Below are 18,053 nucleotides of genomic sequence, written 5' to 3'. Positions count from 1 at the left end.
CAGGAGGTCGCAGTGCTAAAGTCCGATGATCTTTTGCAACTTATTTTAGATCTGTTAAAAAGCCGCACCAGTTCGGCAACGCTTACTGATGCCAATGCCACGTTTGATTCTATAGGTCTTTCTTCTTTTGAGTATGCGAATTTTTTGTCAGATTTAAAATCAGAATTACAGTTCAAATTTTCTGTAGCCGAAGCTCTTTCAATCCCGACACCGGCTGGACTGGCAGAATGGCTTTACCGTCTGTCTATTGATAATGAAAGTGAAAATATTTTTCAAAGTAAGAAACGCAGCTTTTCCCCAAAAACAGGAAAAAATATAGCCATAATAGGGGCCAGCTGCATTTTCCCCGGTATGCACAGGGGGGATGATCTGGAAGCCTTTTGGGATATTTTAAAAGAGGGCCGCGACCCGGTTTCCACCATCCCCAGTAATCGCTGGGATGCTGCTCAGGAAAAGGAGAAGGGGTATTCCATTTTCGGTGGTTTTATAGAAGATATCGATTGCTTTGACGCTCCTTTTTTTCATATTTCGCCTCGCGAGGCAGCATCAATGGACCCTCAACAACGCTTGGCTCTGGAGTTATGCCAGCATGCACTGGAACATGCCGGAATTACAGCAGATTCATTAAGTAAAGATGCTACCGGAGTTTTCTGGGGGGTGGGTGACTCCGAATACGGACGTTTGCTGCTTGGCACGGACGCACCACAGGATATCTACTCTTTTACAGGGGCTTCACCTTCATTAATTCCGGGAAGAATCGCTTATCATTATGATGTGCATGGTCCCTGCCTTGGTGTTGATACTGCTAGTTCTGGAGCGTTGCACGCCGTTCATCTCGCCGTACAAAGTTTAAGGCACGGTGAATGCTCTCAGGCTCTGGTCGGGAGTCTTAATTTATGCATATCACCAGAAAAACACCGCATGATGTCACGCGCAGGAGTCATGGCCGCTGATGGAAAATGCAAAACGTTTGATGTCTCTGCTGATGGCTATGTCAGGGCTGAAGGTGGCGGGGTTCTGATTTTAAAGAATCTGGATAAAGCTCTTGAAGCTGGGAACAACATTTTAGGTGTTATCCGGGGCACGGCTATAACTCATGACGGACACAGCAACGGATTAACCAGTCCCAGTGGAAAAGCTCAGGCAGAGCTGCTTAACACTGCTCTTGCTGATGCTGACTTGCTTCCTGCCGATGTGGATTATCTTGAATGCCACGGAACCGGAACCTACGTTGGTGATCCTATTGAAGTCGGAGCAATCAAAACTGTTTTTCAAGATCGCAATAATGATTCTCCGCTAAGGCTGGGATCAGTAAAAAGTAATATAGGACATTTGGAACAGGCCGCAGGAATAGCCGGAATTATAAAAATTTTATTGTCTTTTGCTCATAATACCATCCCTGCAAATCTTCATTTTAAAAACGAAAACCCATTGCTGGAACTATCATCAATTCCAGCGAGCGTTGTTTCAGAAAATGTGGTCTGGAAAGGAGATAAGCGTAAAAGGATTGCCGGAGTAAGCGGATTCAGCCTTGCCGGTGCCAACGCCCATGTTGTGCTCGAAGAACCGCCGCATTTATCCCGTAAAGATGATGTAACCGAGCCTTTAATGTCTCCTTCTTGGCAGTTGCTGCCGCTTTCAGCAGAATCCCCGGAATCTCTCGCTGTTGTGCAGCAAAAAATGTCCTGCTTTGTGAAAGAAGTCTCGGCTTCGCTGGATATGAATTTCGGATATAAAGATATCTGCCGTTCAGCACAGCTGGAAAAGGATCACTATGAATATCGCTCCTTTGTTGTCGGGGATAATCTGGACTCATTAGCCGCTCAGCTTGAAAGCGCACCATCAGTTAGTGACGACTCAGAATCAAAGCTACCGCGTGTGGCTTTTCTGTTTACCGGGCAGGGTGCTCAGCGCAGTGGCATGGGAAAAGGGCTGCTGAATAGCAGTGTGTTCAAAGAATCCCTTGAACAATGCTCGATGTATATGGATACACTGCTGGATATCCCCCTTAAAAAACTGCTTTTCGATGCTAATTTTTCTGAAAAACTTTTGCAGACTGCTTACGCCCAGCCTGCGCTTTTTGCATTCGAGTATTCGCTAGCTCAGTTGTGGCTGTCATGGGGAATCCGTCCGAAAGTTTTTATTGGACACAGCCTTGGAGAATACACTGCGGCCTGCCTTTCAGGAGTATTTTCGCTGGAAGCTGGATGCCGACTGGTAACAGCCAGAGGACGGCTTATGCAGCAGACCGCAGCAGGGGAGATGTATTCTGTTTTTGCAGAGGCTGGCAGGGTGCGTGAAATTATAACCGCAATGAAAGAAGACGCCTGCATTGCAGCTGTTAACGGACCTAAGCACACTGTTGTAAGTGGTAAAAAACTCGGCTGCCTTGTTCAAAAATTAGCGGAAAAAGGATTTTCCACGCGCCGTCTTGGTGTGACTCAGGGTTTCCATTCTTCATTAATGGATGGCATACTTGATGAATTTAGTTCCGTAGCTTCAAATATTGTTTACGGCTGCCCTGAAATACCGATCATTTCCAATCTTAGCGGAACATTGGCCGAAACAGGATTATTCGGTGCAGAATACTGGCGGGAACATATCCGTAATACGGTACAGTTTGAAAGCGGGATCAAAGCTCTTGATCAAATGCAATGCTCCCATCTTCTGGAAATAGGTCCTGACCCTGTGCTGTGCAATATGGGCCGCAGAATCCTTACTGATTCAAAAATACAATGGATTCCTTCAATCGTTAACAGCGAAGATGAATGGAAAACCATGCTCTGCGGACTTGGTCAGCTCTACACCGACGGTTTTGACCCTGTCTGGCGGAATGTCTCAACAGGTGGCAGGGAACATACGGTTCAGCTGCCTTTGTATCCATTTGAAGCAAGGCGTTACTGGGCAGTCCCGAAACCGGGAAATGCAGATAAACTAAAGATGAGTAGCTGCCCATCTTCTGCCGGAATGCAGGAGGAAGATAATAAAAAAGTTTCCACTGCTGAAATTTTGGAGCCGGCTATTGAAGGCGGAACCCATGGTCTACAGTTTGAAATGGAAAAATATATTGAGACAAAGGTCACTAAAATACTCTGCCTGCCCGAGGGGACCAGCTTCCATAAAAACCGTTCGCTTGCTTCATTAGGCACTGATTCCATCATGGCTATGGAATTATTGGCACAAATAAAGAAAGATAAAGGGGTTACCCTTAAACCCAAAGAAATTATGGGAGGCGAGGGTATCGCTGGAATAGCTTCAAGAATTATTGAAGAAATTTCCAAGATTTCAGAAGCCGCCATACTGGAAAATGAGCTTTTAGCTGATCAGGAAAAAGCAGTTTTTGAAATTCAGCATGATGATATTGGAAGCTCTGATCCTTTTCCTCTAACATCCGTACAACATGCTTACTGGGTCGGACGCAACGGCGGGTTGGAGCTTAGTGATGTCTCCTGCTTTCTATATGCAGAAATTGATATCCCTTATTTAGATATTCCACGCCTTGAGTCTTCCATTAATACTCTTATTAACAGACATGATTCTTTAAGAACTGTCATTAGTGCTGATGGAATGCAGCGGGTTTTGGCTGATGTTTCATCCTATGCTCTTTCAGTGCAGGATTTAAGGGAAGATAACCCCTCAATACAGGCTGAAAAGCTGGAATCAATTCGGCACAAATTTTCACATCAGAACCGGAATTCTGAGAAGTGGCCTCTCTTTGATATTCGAGTGACCATTAGCGATAAAGGGTACCGGGTTCATGCCGGTGTTGATTTGCTGATAGTTGATGCCTGGAGTTTCGGAATCCTGCTGCGTGATCTCATTGCAATATATGCTGACCGGGAATTAATGCCGCGACCGCGTATTTCATTTCGGGACTATGTAGTTTCCCAGCAGAATTTTTTGAATTCGGATACCTATAAAGCTGCCAGAAATTATTGGGAGTCTCAGCTGGATGAGCTTCCGGCAGGGCCGGAACTTCCATTGCTTCCTGCGCAGACTCAGACGGAGACCCGCTTTAAAAGATATACCGGAAAGCTTGATGCGGAACAGTGGCAGAAGTTGCAGCTTAAATCACGTGAATACGGGGTGACTCCATCTGTTGTTCTTCTTGCCGCTTTTTCTTCTATTCTGGCTCAGTGGAGCCAGCAGGACCGTTTCAGCCTGATGTTGACTCTGTTCAACCGGCTTCCGGTGCATGAAGATATAAACGGAGTTATCGGTGATTTTACTTCACTGTTACTTTTAAGAACTCAGGTGGATGGCAGTCCTTTTTCAGATTATGTCGCGAGTCTTCAGCAGCAGCTCTGGCAGGATATGGAGCATCGGCATGTCTGCGCTGTTGATGTTCTGCGCATGCTGAAACAAAAAAAAGGTACCGGGAATGAAATTTATGCCCCGGTTGTTTTTACCAGCATGCTTCCGCTCACCTCCGGTGGCAGTGATTTTTCCAACGCTCTTGAAAGTATTGAGAACATGTTTGGTGAGATGAGGGTTGCCCATTGCATAACCCAGACCCCGCAGGTTCGCTTTGATCATCAGGTCTACGAGCGTAAAGGCTGCCTTTGTTTCAACTGGGATATTGCTCAGGGAGTTTTTCCAGATGGCATGATAGAGGATATGCTGGATGCTTATTCTGCTCTGTTGCTAAGCCTCGTTGAAGAGGTCGGTACATGGAATAATGCGGTGGCAAATGTTCTGCCGGAACGTCAGCAGCTTATCCGGGAAAATATAAATTCAACCTCTAAAAAATTTAAAGATACGGCTCTTCATTCTGGATTCATTGAGAATGCAAACCATTCTCCTGAAAGACCGGCAATCATTTTACCCAAAAAAAAGCTCACATACGCTGAGCTTCTGGGCCTTGCAAACGGTATTGCCTGCTGGCTGAAAGATAATGACTTCAAAGCAGGCGGTATGGTTGGAGTTATTTCAGACGGATGGCGTAAGATACCTGCGGTGCTGGGAATTTTAATGGCGGGCGGCGTGTATCTGCCGCTAGCACCGGATGCCCCGGCAAGACGGTCTCTGGAAACACTTGAACGTGCTGAGGCAAAACATATTCTAGGTGACAAATCTGTTCTGGATGTACTCGATGATTTTGATCATGCCGCATTAGCTCTGGAAGAGATCAGGCCTGCCGCATCTTTCAGTGTCCATCCTGTTCAGCCGCATGATCCGGCCTACGTAATTTATACTTCTGGTTCAACAGGAAGGCCTAAAGGAGTGCTTATAACCCATGAAGCAGCCTGCAACACCATTCTGGATATAAACGAACGTAATAATGTTGTAAAAGATGACCATATATTAGGGATTTCGCGCCTTAATTTTGATCTTTCAGTATACGATATTTTCGGGGCTTTCCATTCCGGGGCTGCAATAGTTGTCCCTGACCCTGAAGATAGAACTGATCCGGCTCACTGGCTGAGTCTGATGAATGAAAGAGGAATAAGTGTCTGGAATTCTGTTCCGGCCCTTATGTCCATGCTGCTTGATTATACCGAATTAGCAGGAGTTGCACTGCCTGACGATTTAAGACTTGTTCTGCTAAGCGGTGACTGGATTCCTCTGGACCTGCCGAAACGTCTTCAGGATAAACTTTCCAATGTTAAGATAGTTGCCATGGGTGGGGCGACAGAGGCTTCCATCTGGTCGAATGCTTTTGATATTAAAGAAGTCTCACCCAAATGGAATAGCATTCCATATGGTTTTCCTCTGGCAAATCAGGGATTCCATGTCTTGAACAGCCGTCTGGAACATCGGCCGGAATGGGTTCAGGGTGATCTTTATATCACCGGAAAAGGGCTTGCTGTAGGCTATTTTAAAGAACCGGAACTTACGGAAGCAAGCTTTTTTGTCCATCCTGAAACCGGAGAACGAATGTATAAAACCGGTGACAGGGGACGCTATCTGCCGGATGGTTCTTTGGAGTTTCTTGGACGCCAAGATACTCAGGTCAAAATTCGCGGCCACAGAATTGAACTTGGAGAAATAGAACATTCATTATGTGCCATTCCTGCGGTGAAGCAGGCTGTGGCTAAAGTCTCCGAGGCTTCCCAGTCGATTGTTGCTTATTTAACCGTTGATAATGAAGCGCATGGTTCTGAATTGAACAGAACTTATATTGCTGAGGGTGAGTATCTACAGCGAATCTCTGCCATTTCAAAATTGAATTTTATCGATTCAGTTAATCAGGTCAGCCCAGCTGATTCGTGCTCAGATATATATTACAGTGTTATCAATTCGCTTTCCGTTAATTTTATCTACCGGGTTTTAAGCGAAATTGGTGCCATAAAATATTTTGAGAAAGGCACCGGGGGCGCTGCTCTTGCCGCTGATTGCGGTATTGCGGAGTCGTATATTCCTGTTCTTGATCGCTGGATAAATGTTCTGGGAAAAGAGCATGCGCTAACTTTTAAGAATGGCTTGTATAAACTCGAAGAAAGATGGACTCCACCTTCCTGCAAGGCTGATCAGCTTTCTGGAATATGGGCTGAATGCGCTGCTGAACTGGCTGGATATCTGGATCGGCTGTTTCCGTTCAGTGCCGATTTACTTACAGGAACAGTGGAACCGCTGGAGATTTTCTTTAACGAAGATAACAGGCTTTCTCCTGAAGTTCTGACTTCCTGCTTTCCCTGGTATCAGGCCAGAATAGATTTAGCTGCCGAAGCAATCAGCTCTTTGTATGACCAGTTTGAAAAGCCTCTTGAAATTCTTGAAGTCGGCGGCAGAACCGGTCTGGCTGCTGAAAAGCTGCTTTCAGCACTGAGTGGAAAAGCTGTAAATTACACACTGAGCGATAATTCCTCTTATTTTGTGGAAAAGCAAAAGGATAGGTTGCTAAGTGATTACAGCTATATAGATTTTACGGTGTTTGACCCGCTGCTCCCGCTTTATTCACAGTCTGTCGCGGCACATTCAAAAGATATCGTTATAGCCTCAAGTTATGTGCATAGAACTCCACGGGCAAAGGAAACAATTAAAAAGTTAAAGGAACTTCTGCGTCCGGGTGGTCTTCTCCTTTTATTGGAGGAAACTGAAAACTCACTGATACAGGAATGCACGGTAGCTTTTCTGGAGAAAGGGTTTACCGGTTTTGAAGACGAGCGGCAGGAAACCGGGCGTCCGCTCATGGATGCTGAAACATGGTCTGAATATTTAAAGCAGACAGGTTTTTCCGGTGCATGCGATCTGGCCGGTTCCAGAGGATTGCAGGGGCAGGCCTGCATGGCCGGTTTTACTGAAAGCGAAGTTTTAACTCTTGATACCGATTTTGCTTTTAAAGAACTTGGCCGAAGCCTTCCTGAATATATGCTTCCCCAGCATATCGTGCAGTTGGATGAGTTTCCTTTAACGGTTAATGGCAAGATTGATAAAAAAGCTCTTGTAGATCCTCTGGAAGCTGACTCCGGAAAACAGAAAAGCGTTTTGCCGCAGACAGAAGAAGAACGCTTTATTGCCGGATTGTGGCACGAATTGCTGCCGGATTTTAAAATCTCAACCGATGAGAATTTTTTTACAGCCGGAGGGGATTCCCTGCTCGGGGTAAAACTTGTCGCTGAGATGCATTCCCATTTTGGAATAGATATCCCCTTACGCTGGTTGTTTGAATATCCGACAATAGCTGATCTGGCTGCTGCTGTTGCTGAAGCTGTAGATGAGCGCAGAGACGATCTTTCAATTATTGAGGCTCCGAAATTTAGGCCTGACATGGAATCCCTGCATGAGCCATTCCCGCTTACGGACGTGCAGTATGCCTATTGGGTCGGTAAAATGGGGATTTTCTCATTGGGTGATGTTTCTACGCATTGCTATTTTGAAATAGAAAGTCATGGACTTGATGTCGAACGCCTTATTTCTTGCTGGCAGCGGCTGATTGAGCAGCACGCGATGATGCGTGCCGTTGTTGCAGCCGACGGCCAGAGCCAGAGAATTCTGGAAGAAGTTCCCGTGTTCGAACCTCAAGTAACCAGTATTCCTGAAAATGCCTCTCCAACTGAAGTTGAAAAAATTCTAACAGCAACACGGAACAGACTTTCCCATCTTGTTCTGCCTTCAGATGTCTGGCCGCTGTTTACCTTTGAGATCACAACTTACGGCAGCGATTTTGTCCGGCTGCATGTAGGTTTTGAGAACATAATGTTTGATGGCTGGAGTATGCTCCATCTTCTAAGTGAATGGACCCGCCTTTATCGTGAAGAATCTGCGGTGCTGGAACCTTTTGAGTTTTCATTCCGTGACTATGTGCTGATGCTTGAAGCCTCAAGATCGAGTCAGGAATATGCCGCAGCCAGAAAGTACTGGATTGAACGTCTGCCATCCTTACCGGATGCTCCTAAACTGCCAACCAGAAGAGAAAATAATGTTGATGTAAGCGGTGGATTTTGTCGCCGTCAGTTCAGCCTTGATGCTGAAACATGGTCAGCATTTCAGAATGTGGTCAGGATGGAAGGACTGACTCCTGCCGGAGTTCTACTCTCAGCTTATGCTGAAATTCTTTCTGTCTGGAGCCGTGATGACCGTTTTACCATCAACGTGACCCTGTTCGACAGGTTACAGGGACATCCTGATGTCAACCGGCTTGTCGGCGACTTTACAACGCTGACTCTGCTTGCCGTGGATACGGGTGGAATATCCACTTTTATGGACCGTGCCCGCAGACTCCAGAAAAGACTGTGGGAGGATCGTGATCATTCCGCGTTTAGCGGGGTGGAAGTGATACGCGAAATGAATGCCGGATCAGATGGCTCAGCCCATCGCATCATGCCTGTTGTTTTTACCAGTGCGCTGGGGGTTGAAAGTTCCGGCTCCGACAAGGGTCTGAATCTGCCGGGAGACTTTGTATACGGAATTTCACAGACTCCACAGGTCTGGCTTGATCATCAGGTCTACGAAATGAATGGTGAACTGCTTCTGGTCTGGGATGCTGTGGAAGGACTTTTCCCGGAAGGTCTGCTGGATAATATGTTTGAGGCCTATGAAAAGCTGTTGACCTCTATTGCCGGGAATTCAGCTCCTGACGATTCCTTTGTTCTTGTTTCTGAAAAAGCCATGTCCGGGTTCAATCTGAAGCCTGTAATCAGCTCTGATCTTGAATCAGCCCTGCGTTCTGCTGTGGACCTTCCTGCTACGGTTGAATCATGGCCACCTCTTAAGATTCTTAATTCCAAGGGCAATGTCTGCCCGGACTGGGTTGACGGAGAAATCCATATCGTAATGCCGGATCATACTTCCAGACCGACTGGAATTTTGGCCCGGCAGACACCGGAAGGTGTTTTTGAAGCCCCTCTTTACGAAGAAGTCGCCAAAGAATCCCTTACTGCCGAAGATACTGAGAGACCAGAAGATCATGTGGTTTCTGCAAGCCCTGTGGAGAACGAACTGCTTTCTCTATGGCAGCAGCAACTGGAAAATAATGATCTGATCAGTACGGATAACTTTTTCGCTTCCGGGGGAAACTCACTTGTAGCTGCAAGGCTGATGGGAGTTATACGGAAACATTTTCATTGTGAACTGCCATTGCGTCTTTTGTTTGATGCTCCGACTGTCCGCTCTTTTGCGCCACATCTGGAAGCATTTATCGGAGATAATACTGATGATTTAGATGGAGGTATAATATGACTGCTCTTGAACTGGTAACATCTCTTGGAGAGAAAGGTGTTGTTTTGTGGGCGGAGGAAGGCTCCTTGCGCTTTCGCGGCCCTAAATCAGTGATAACTTCAGAAATAAAAGCGGAACTGGCGGCAGTAAAACCGGAAATTATTGAGCTGCTTGATAAAAGAGAGAGCGGACTTCCGGTTCTTGAACATAATGCAGAGGAAGCCGGAAAACCTTTCCCTCTTACTGATTTGCAGGGAGCATATTTTGTAGGAAGGTCAGGAGTCTATAATCATGGTGGCACCTCCTGCCACGGATATTTTGAGCTTGAACTTGCACGCCTTGATACTGCTCGGCTCACAAAATGCTGGCAGAGCCTTGTTGAAAGGCACCCGATGTTAAGAGCTGTATTTCTGCCTGATGCCACCCAGCGGATTCTTGATACTGTTCCTGCTTATGAGATTCTGGAAACAGATTTATCAGGATTTTCTGAAAAGGAACATGAACAAGGATTGGATGCTATCCGCAACAGGATGTCACACCAGCATTTTGACGCAGAGCAGTGGCCCCTGTTTGATCTGCATGTTTCGCATAATTTAGAAAAATCCATCCTGCATGTGAGCATTGACTTACTTATTGCTGATTATCTGAGCATCAGCATCATTATGGAAGAACTCGGTATCCTTTATAATGATCCAGAAGTCCGGTTAAAGCCACTTGATGTAACTTTCAGAGATGTGCTTAGCGCTGAAAAAGAGCTTGCCGGCAGTGAAGCATGGGAACGGGATAGAGAATATTGGAAAAAACGCATTAGTTCCTTCCCCGGCGCCCCTGATTTACCCGTAATTTCCAAAGAAGCTGCACAACCTTATTTCGTGCGCCGCCGTACTGTTTTTGATTCCACTGACTACGAAGCTCTTTCAACATTGGCAGCGGAAAAAAACATGACACTTGGCGGAGTGCTGCTTGCTGTTTTTGCTGAAGTTGTAGGTCGTTTTAGTGCGACCAGTCATTTTGCATTGAACCTTACGGTGTTGAATCGTCTTCCATGGCATGAAGATATAATGAAACTGGTGGGTGATTTTACTTCTGTGAATCTGCTTGAAGTCAAGCGCAGGAGAGGGGAATCATTTCTCGAATTTGCAAAGGAACTCCAGGCACAGCTGTGGGAGGATCTGGACCACAGATTATTTGGCGGGGTCAGCGTACTTCGTGAATTAAGCCGTGAAAAAGGTTCTACAGTCCTTATGCCGGTGGTTTTCACCAATACTGTTGGTGTTGGTGCCGGACAGGATCCAAACGGGTTCTTTAAACAGGGCAGAATGGTTAACGGTATTAGCCAGACTCCGCAGCTATGGCTGGATTGTCAGGTTATGGAAGTAGGCGGCGAACTTCATATTCAGTGGGATTGCCTTGAAGAAGTCTTCCCTCAGGGAATGCTTAATAATATGTTTTCAGCATTTTGCGGGAAGATCAAAGAGCTGCTCGGTGATCAAAAAATATGGGATAACCCCTTAAATATTCCACTGCCGCAGCAACAGCTTGAAGTAAGGTCCGCAGTTAACGAAACCGTGGAGAATTACGCTGTCGATAATCTTTATGCATTATTTGCTCGTCAGGCCCGTTTAAATCCGCAGTCCGTGGCAGTTCTTTCAGCTGATAAGGAGCTAAGCTACAGCGAAGTGGAGCAGCTTGGCGGAGGTGTTGGAAAAAGCCTTCTGGATAAAGGTCTTTCAACCGGTGAAAATGTTGCGGTACTTTTAGAAAAAAATTGGATGCAGCCTGTAGCAGTTCTTGGAGTGCTCAGCGCCGGAGGTGTTTATATACCGCTCGATCCCAAATGGCCTGAAAAGCGTTTGCAGCATATTCTGGATGAGGCTGGAGTACGGTTTGTTCTTATATCGGAAAATCAGGCTGACCACTTTAAATCACTTCAGGGTGTCGATTTAATTTATGTTGATAAAGTGGATAAAATTTCAGGTGGTTGCAATACGGCTCCGGCTGATACTCCTGCCTATATTATCTATACTTCAGGCTCTACAGGGGAACCAAAGGGCGTTGTAATCAATCATGATGCGGCAGCCAACACCCTGCTGGATATCAACGAACGGTTTGGAATAACAGAGAAGGATAGAGTCCTTGCAGTTTCAAAATTAAGTTTTGACTTATCTGTTTATGATATTTTCGGAGCTTTTACCGCAGGCGGGGCCGTGGTTATTCCCAGTCAGCACGGTATTACAGATCCTGCCGCGTGGGTTGATGCCGCCCGTAGTTTTAAAGCAACAGTCTGGAATTCCGTCCCGGCATTGTATGAAATGATGCTGGAGTATGGTGAAAATACAGGTTTGTTTCCAGAACAACTGCGCATCGCAATGTTAAGTGGTGACAGGATACCGCTGTCACTTCCTGATAGATCGCGCAGAAATCTTAAAAATACTGAAATTCACAGCCTTGGCGGAGCCACGGAAGCTTCTATCTGGTCAATCCATTATCCCATAACAGAAGTCTCTGCTGACTGGGCCGGCATACCTTATGGCAAGCCTCTGGCAAACCAGACTTTTTATGTTCTGAATGATCTGCTTGAACCTTGCCCCGATTATGTTCCGGGTGAATTGTATATTGGTGGAAAAGGTGTTGCTTCAGGCTATTTCAATGATTCTGAGAGAACCGCTGAATCCTTCATAACTTTGCCGGAAACTGGTGAAAGAATTTATAAAACAGGCGATATCGGGTGCATGCATCCCGATGGCAATATTCTTTTTTTAGGCCGTAAAGATTCGCAGGTGAAAGTGCGTGGTCACCGTATTGAGCTTGGCGAAATAGAAACATGCATTCGAAATTCCCCGGGCATTGAAGAAGCAGTTGCGGTTGTCCACAGCGAGCAGTCCGGAAATCCGCATTTAATGGCTTTTGCCGTTCCTGAACGCAGTGAAAACAGTGCTGACCTGATCCGCTGGGAGGCCGTGAAACAATCTGCTTCAGCTGTTATTGAAAAATGGAATACTGAAACTGATCTAAGCAGAATGCGGGCCTTTTTTGATCAGATGGATACTGGCGCGCTTATGGCCATAAGAAAATTTTTGAGCAGCAGGCCCGTGTTTTCAGAAGAAAAGTGGTCCTCTTTTGATAAACTTATGGTCGAGTTTGAAATTCCGGAAAGATTCTCCCAACTATTCAGGCGTATTCTGGATACTCTCAATGCTTATGGATTTATTGAGAAAAAAGGCCAGATGTACGGAAATCTCTCTTTTGCGGATGAAGGTATGCTGACAGCCGCATGGGATGAGCTTGCGCAGATGCATAAGCATTTTCTGTATGGTCAGGAGTTAATGAACCTGTTGCGGACCGGAGCTATGCATTTTGAAGAGCTGCTGCTTGATAAAGCTGATCCCCTCCAGCTTTTGTACCCTGAGGGCCGGACAGATGTTGCTGTTGCCGTGCAGTTCAATTTCACCAGCAACCTGATGAACAATCTGATAATTTCCTCAGTCCTTTCTGTCTCGGAAAAACATTCCAGTGATAACCCCATGAGGATTTTTGAAGTCGGGGCCGGTGTCGGCGGAACCAGTAACAGCCTTATTCCGGAACTCCCGGCTGAAAAATGCCACTACACTTATTCCGATCTTTCCAATTTCTTTTTGAATGCGGCTCGCGAGCGCTATAAAGAATATCCTTTTATGGAATATGTCGCCTTCGACATAAACGGAAAGATTGAAGATCAGGGAATTGTCCGTGGCAGTTATAACGTGGTTATTGCCAGCAATGTTCTGCACAATGCCGTAGTTGCCGGTGATGTTCTGCGTAACCTGCGGGGACTGCTTGCTCCGGGCGGCTGGCTCATTTTCATTGAGTCAACCAGAGACAATCTGAGTGTTATGACTTCAATGGAGTTTTTAAACGATCTCTATCATTTTGAAGATGAACGTAAAAAAAGAAATTCTCCGTTTCTTCCTGCCGGTCGCTGGGCTGAACTGCTGGCAGAGGCCGGAGCCGATAGAGTTTCCTATTTCCCGCAGGAAGGTGACCCGCTTTCCAGAGTAGGGCAGACGGTTTTTATTGCCCGTTTCGGCGGCAGTGATTCCATGCCCGCTAAAGAAGATATTCTTAAATCTGTCAGGGATAATCTGCCTGATTACATGGTTCCCGCACAGCTTGAGCTGGTTTCTGCTTTACCGGTAACCTCCAATGGTAAAATAGATCGAAAGGCTTTGAAGTCCTCTGCTGCCGGAATTGAAGTTAAAACGGACAGCTCTGCGGAGTTGCTGGACCCCGTTGAAATTGAACTGATTGAGATGGTCAAAAAACTGCTCAGGGTTGATAACATCGGAGTAGAAGATGATTTTTATGCTGTCGGTGGAGATTCACTGCTTTTGACGCAGCTTGTGGCAAAAATGCGTGATGCTTTCGGCAACGATATACTCGGATGGGATGAAACTCTGCGTTTTGCAGTTCAAAACTCTAATATGAGATCTCTGGCCGCATTCATCCGGCAGAAGAAGGAAGAAGCCTCCGGCGGCAACAATGCTGATGAAGGTCTCAATGCTGAAAAGAAGTCTTCCGATGTTGTTGAGATTTCTTTGCAGAAAGGCGGAGATAACTCTCCTGAGTTATTTCTTATTCCTGATGGAACCGCTACTATTTCAGGGTTTAGCGATGTCCTTGAATTGATTGACCATGATTTAAATATCTCTGCTTTAACCCCTGCTTCCGTTGATTCATACCTTTCAATTCCGGCATCCGAGCTGATTACTTCTCTGGCAGAACAGAATGCCGTGCTTCTGGAAAAGAAAACAACGCCTCCTTTTATCTGCGGATATTGCATGGGAGGTCTTGTCGCACTTGAAACCGCCAGAATTCTGGAAGAGCAGGGACGCAGTGTTGCAGGGGTTGCGGTCATTAATTCCGTCAAGCCTCCATATACCATAAATGACAGTCTGCTCACCTATCTGACCTTTATCCAGCTTATAGGGATTTCTCCTGATTCAATGGGCATTGATGTTCATGAAATAGGCGGAGCCGTAAAAGCTGTTACTGCTGAAGGTTCCGATATTTTTGAAGGTTCCGTATTGAGTCATTTGAAGCAGGATTCTTCCACTTACGCGGCGTGTCGCTTGATAGCGGCAATGTCCGAGGAAGAGCGTTTAGCAAGATCTTTTGATCTTTATAATCATTCTCCTGCTTATGGCGGACCAATGCCACTCAACCGTCTGAGCGGAATTTTTAAAATCGTCAGTCACAGCATTCAGGGTGTTAATGCCCATATACCGAAACCGATGCAGAGCAGGGTGGCTCTGTTCAGACGCAAGGAAGAAGATACCTTTCTTATTCCACTTGGCAGGTTGATGGGTGAGTTCTGGAAGACAAATGCACTGGGTGGTGTTTCTGTTGAGGAATTACCCGGAAATCACTGGAGCAGCATGCACGGTCAGGGAGCTGTGCTGCTTGCCGATCAGTTGAGCCTTTTTACAGGCAGGCCAAAAAAATGAGTGCTAAAGTTTTAATTATTGGTGGTTCAGGATCAATCGGCAGAGAATTGATACATTTTTTGTCACAGAATAATCCTGAACTACAGATTATTGCCGCCGGTAGAAATATTGAATCTCTCCTGCAATTGCAGGAGAGATTCGGTAATGAAATTTTTATCAGGAATATGGATTGTAATAAAAATTATGATCTGCGCGAGGTTATTAAGAATTGTGACCTTGTCTGCAATTGCGCTGGACCCTCATCCGTTACAGGTCCTGCGGTAGCTCAAGAATGCCTGCGCGCCGGTATTCCTTATACTGACCCCTCAGACCATGCTGCAATGCGTACTGTTTTTGAGCGAGAAGAGGATAATAAAAAAATTAGCTCAGCCATTTTTGGTGCAGGCATTGTTCCCGGTTTTTCAGGAACCTTGTCTTTGTGGTTTCATGACCTGCTGCATGGGGCTGACCATAAACTCAAAAGACAGGACATTTATTATGCGGCCAAGGATGAATTCAGCTATGCCGCAGCCTATGATTATGCCGACAGCATACGCCTTGCCTCTTTATCCGAAACTGAACCAGCTAAACCGCACCTGATAGAACTGCCTGATTTTAAACAGACATTTTTTGCCTGCTCGTATTTATCGGAAGAAATTATCAGGATTCGGAAAATGGTCAGTATACCCCTCTATTATCATAATTGTTTCATAGGTGAAGATATGCTCAATGCACTTGCGACCGTAGGCGGTCTGCACGGAGGCTCTCTTTCTTTGATAGATTCTGCTGCAATCCTGATGAAAGCATCAAAGTCCTGCGTGAATGAATTCGGCAAAGGTCATTCATTCCTGTGCCGTGCTGAAATGGAGGACGGCACTGTGCATAGTGTGTCTGTATTTATTGAAGACGCCAATGCCCTAATGGGTGTGATGACCGGTATGGCTATTCAGGCCCAGCTAAAAAGAAAGATTGATGGCGTTCATTATTTTGCAGAAATAATGGAACCTGAGGAGGTCATATCGCAACTGCAACAATCTGGGTGCATCGCTATAGACAGTCAGAAAAATCACGTTGCAAAATGCTCAGCGTCCAAAGGAGTATTGCATTATGCCTGAAGCATTGCCTGCTGTGTGCTGCGGAACTCGTTTCGGACGTGCCTATATAGAAGGTTTGAGGCTTTCACCTGATTTTGTGCTGGCTGGAATACTTGCCAGAGGAAGCGAACGTTCCCGTAAAATGGCTGCTGAATATAATGTTCCACTTTATACTGAACCGGAACAGTTACCTGAAAACATAAAGGCTGCGTGCGTTGTTATTCGGTCCTCTATCGTTGGTGGAGCAGGAACGGATATAGCCCTCAGACTGTTGCGGCGCGGTGTTCATGTTATTCAGGAGCATCCCATGCACCAGCGTGAAGTGGAAATGTGCAGAGCTGCTGCACAGGAATCAGGATGCGTGCATTATCTTAATACACATCATGTTCATCTCGCTGAAACACGGCATTTTCTGGATATAGTTCATAAGATCAGCAAGGAACAACCCATATCTTTTATTAATGGTTTATGCGGTGTTCAGGTTTTATGTTCCCTGCTTGATATTATAGGGATGATCTCTGGAACTGTACGACCTTATGATTTTGATGACTACCACCCTGTAGGAAAAAAGATACTTGATGCCTGCTCTTTAAAAGCATTCCCATATGAAGTTATTCGCGGATATATAGCTGAGGCTCCAGTCACTCTTTCTATTCAAAATCATTACGATCCTGATGACCCTGATAATAATGCATCCATACTGCATAGAATTACAGTTGGTTTTCCATCTGGAAATTTAACTCTCATGAGTGCTTTCGGGCCGGTGATCTGGTCTGACAGACTCCATTTTCCCGGAGATATCTTTAATCTTGAGGGTTCTTCCAAGGCTGATGAGCCTGTTTTCAGATCTGCTGCCGGTGATAGTCAAATCTCGCTAAATGATCTTGTCCTTAAAAAATGGCCGCAGGCTGTGGCCCATGCCCTTGGTGAATTCTCCCTGAAAATAAATGGCAACGACCCTTTCCCGAATCGGGAGCGTTATGAACATGATTTATGCTCATTATGGACAGATTGCATGCAGAGGATGGGGGCTCCCGGGCTTGTAAAAATATCGCCGCCGCCAAGAGATTTGCCCGAAGCCGTAAGGTCTTTGTCAGCTAAAATGTTTTTTAAGGAGAAGGTATGAGTTCCTTTATCGCCGCTGATGTTGATTCCAATGCTGAAATTAGATTTTTCTGCGTTCCGTATGCCGGAGCAGGTGCCTCCATATACAGAAGCTGGGCTCCTCTTTTACCGTCTTCAGTTCAGCTTTGTCCTGTGCAGCTCCCGGGAAGGGAAGAGCGTCTTGGAGAGCCTGTTCTCACTGATCTCTCCAGTGTTGTTTCATCTCTAATGGAAAGTCTGCCGGATTATTTTGACAGACCGTATGTCCTTTTCGGTCACAGCATGGGAGCGAAAATTGTTTTTGAACTGTGCCGTGAAATTGAAAAGGCTGGTCTGCGCATGCCTGAAATTCTGCTTGTTTCAGCCTGCAAAGCTCCCCATATCCCGGAACCTTATCCTATTCATGCACTGCCGCAACCGCAGTTTTTAGAAGGGCTTAAAAGGTATTCTGCTGATACCGCTGTGCTGACTGATCATCCTGAATTAATGGAACTTCTGCTGCCTTCACTGCGGTCAGATTTTCTGCTTGATGAAACCTACGTGTTTGAGGGCGGACATAAAAAATTACCTGTTCCCATCGAAGCCTTTTACGGGACTGACGATGCTGAAGCCACCCTTGAGGAAGTGAGTGCGTGGAGTGCTTATACAAAGCAGTTTTCATTAACTGCTGTAGAGGGTGGGCATTTGTTTCTCAGAGAAAAGAAACAGGAGTTTGTGGAAATGCTCTGCTCGCGGATAGGAGGGATGTTTTGTGCCTTTTAATTTAGTCCGGCAAGAATCAGTAAATGATTAA

Annotated in this window: 5 protein-coding genes; all 5 read left to right on the top strand. The window is 45.8% G+C overall.

From position 1 onward, the window contains the following. Positions 1-12 precede the first annotated feature (12 nt). The 5 genes from G496_RS0115690 to G496_RS0115670 are packed head-to-tail and all read left to right on the top strand — an operon-like array spanning position 13 to position 18,022. Positions 13-9,621 carry a hybrid non-ribosomal peptide synthetase/type I polyketide synthase gene (locus tag G496_RS0115690; RefSeq protein ID WP_027180099.1) on the top strand — a complete coding sequence of 3,203 codons (9,609 nt, stop codon included), beginning with the start codon at positions 13-15 and terminating at the stop codon, positions 9,619-9,621. Beyond that, positions 9,618-15,083, top strand: coding sequence for a non-ribosomal peptide synthetase (locus G496_RS20730; protein WP_027180098.1), 5,466 nt, complete (start codon positions 9,618-9,620; stop codon positions 15,081-15,083). Before G496_RS0115690 ends, G496_RS20730 begins: the two co-directional genes overlap by 4 nt. After that, the gene (locus G496_RS0115680) at positions 15,080-16,177 is read left to right on the top strand and encodes a saccharopine dehydrogenase NADP-binding domain-containing protein (protein WP_027180097.1); all 1,098 of its coding nucleotides are present in this window, start codon (positions 15,080-15,082) and stop codon (positions 16,175-16,177) included. Before G496_RS20730 ends, G496_RS0115680 begins: the two co-directional genes overlap by 4 nt. Then, a complete protein-coding gene (locus G496_RS20095; protein ID WP_051295100.1) occupies positions 16,170-17,282 on the top strand; it encodes a Gfo/Idh/MocA family oxidoreductase in 1,113 nt (370 codons plus the stop codon). The genes G496_RS0115680 and G496_RS20095 overlap by 8 nt, the downstream gene beginning before the upstream one ends. Continuing rightward, positions 17,279-18,022: a thioesterase II family protein gene (locus G496_RS0115670; protein ID WP_034633541.1), complete on the top strand. Its 744-nt coding sequence runs from the start codon at positions 17,279-17,281 to the stop codon at positions 18,020-18,022. The genes G496_RS20095 and G496_RS0115670 overlap by 4 nt, the downstream gene beginning before the upstream one ends. Positions 18,023-18,053: the final 31 nt, after the last annotated feature.

This window comes from Maridesulfovibrio bastinii DSM 16055 (genome assembly GCF_000429985.1).
Taxonomy (GTDB): Bacteria; Desulfobacterota; Desulfovibrionia; order Desulfovibrionales; family Desulfovibrionaceae; genus Maridesulfovibrio; species Maridesulfovibrio bastinii.
This window is presented reverse-complemented; position numbering and strand designations above follow the sequence as displayed.

Excerpts from the sequence above, each read along its gene's own strand:
- G496_RS0115670 (WP_034633541.1), top strand. The coding sequence starts at position 17,279 with ATGAGTTCCTTTATCGCCGCTGATGTTGATTCCAATGCTGAAATTAGA.
- G496_RS20730 (WP_027180098.1), top strand. The coding sequence starts at position 9,618 with ATGACTGCTCTTGAACTGGTAACATCTCTTGGAGAGAAAGGTGTTGTT.
- G496_RS0115680 (WP_027180097.1), top strand. The coding sequence starts at position 15,080 with ATGAGTGCTAAAGTTTTAATTATTGGTGGTTCAGGATCAATCGGCAGA.
- G496_RS20095 (WP_051295100.1), top strand. The coding sequence starts at position 16,170 with ATGCCTGAAGCATTGCCTGCTGTGTGCTGCGGAACTCGTTTCGGACGT.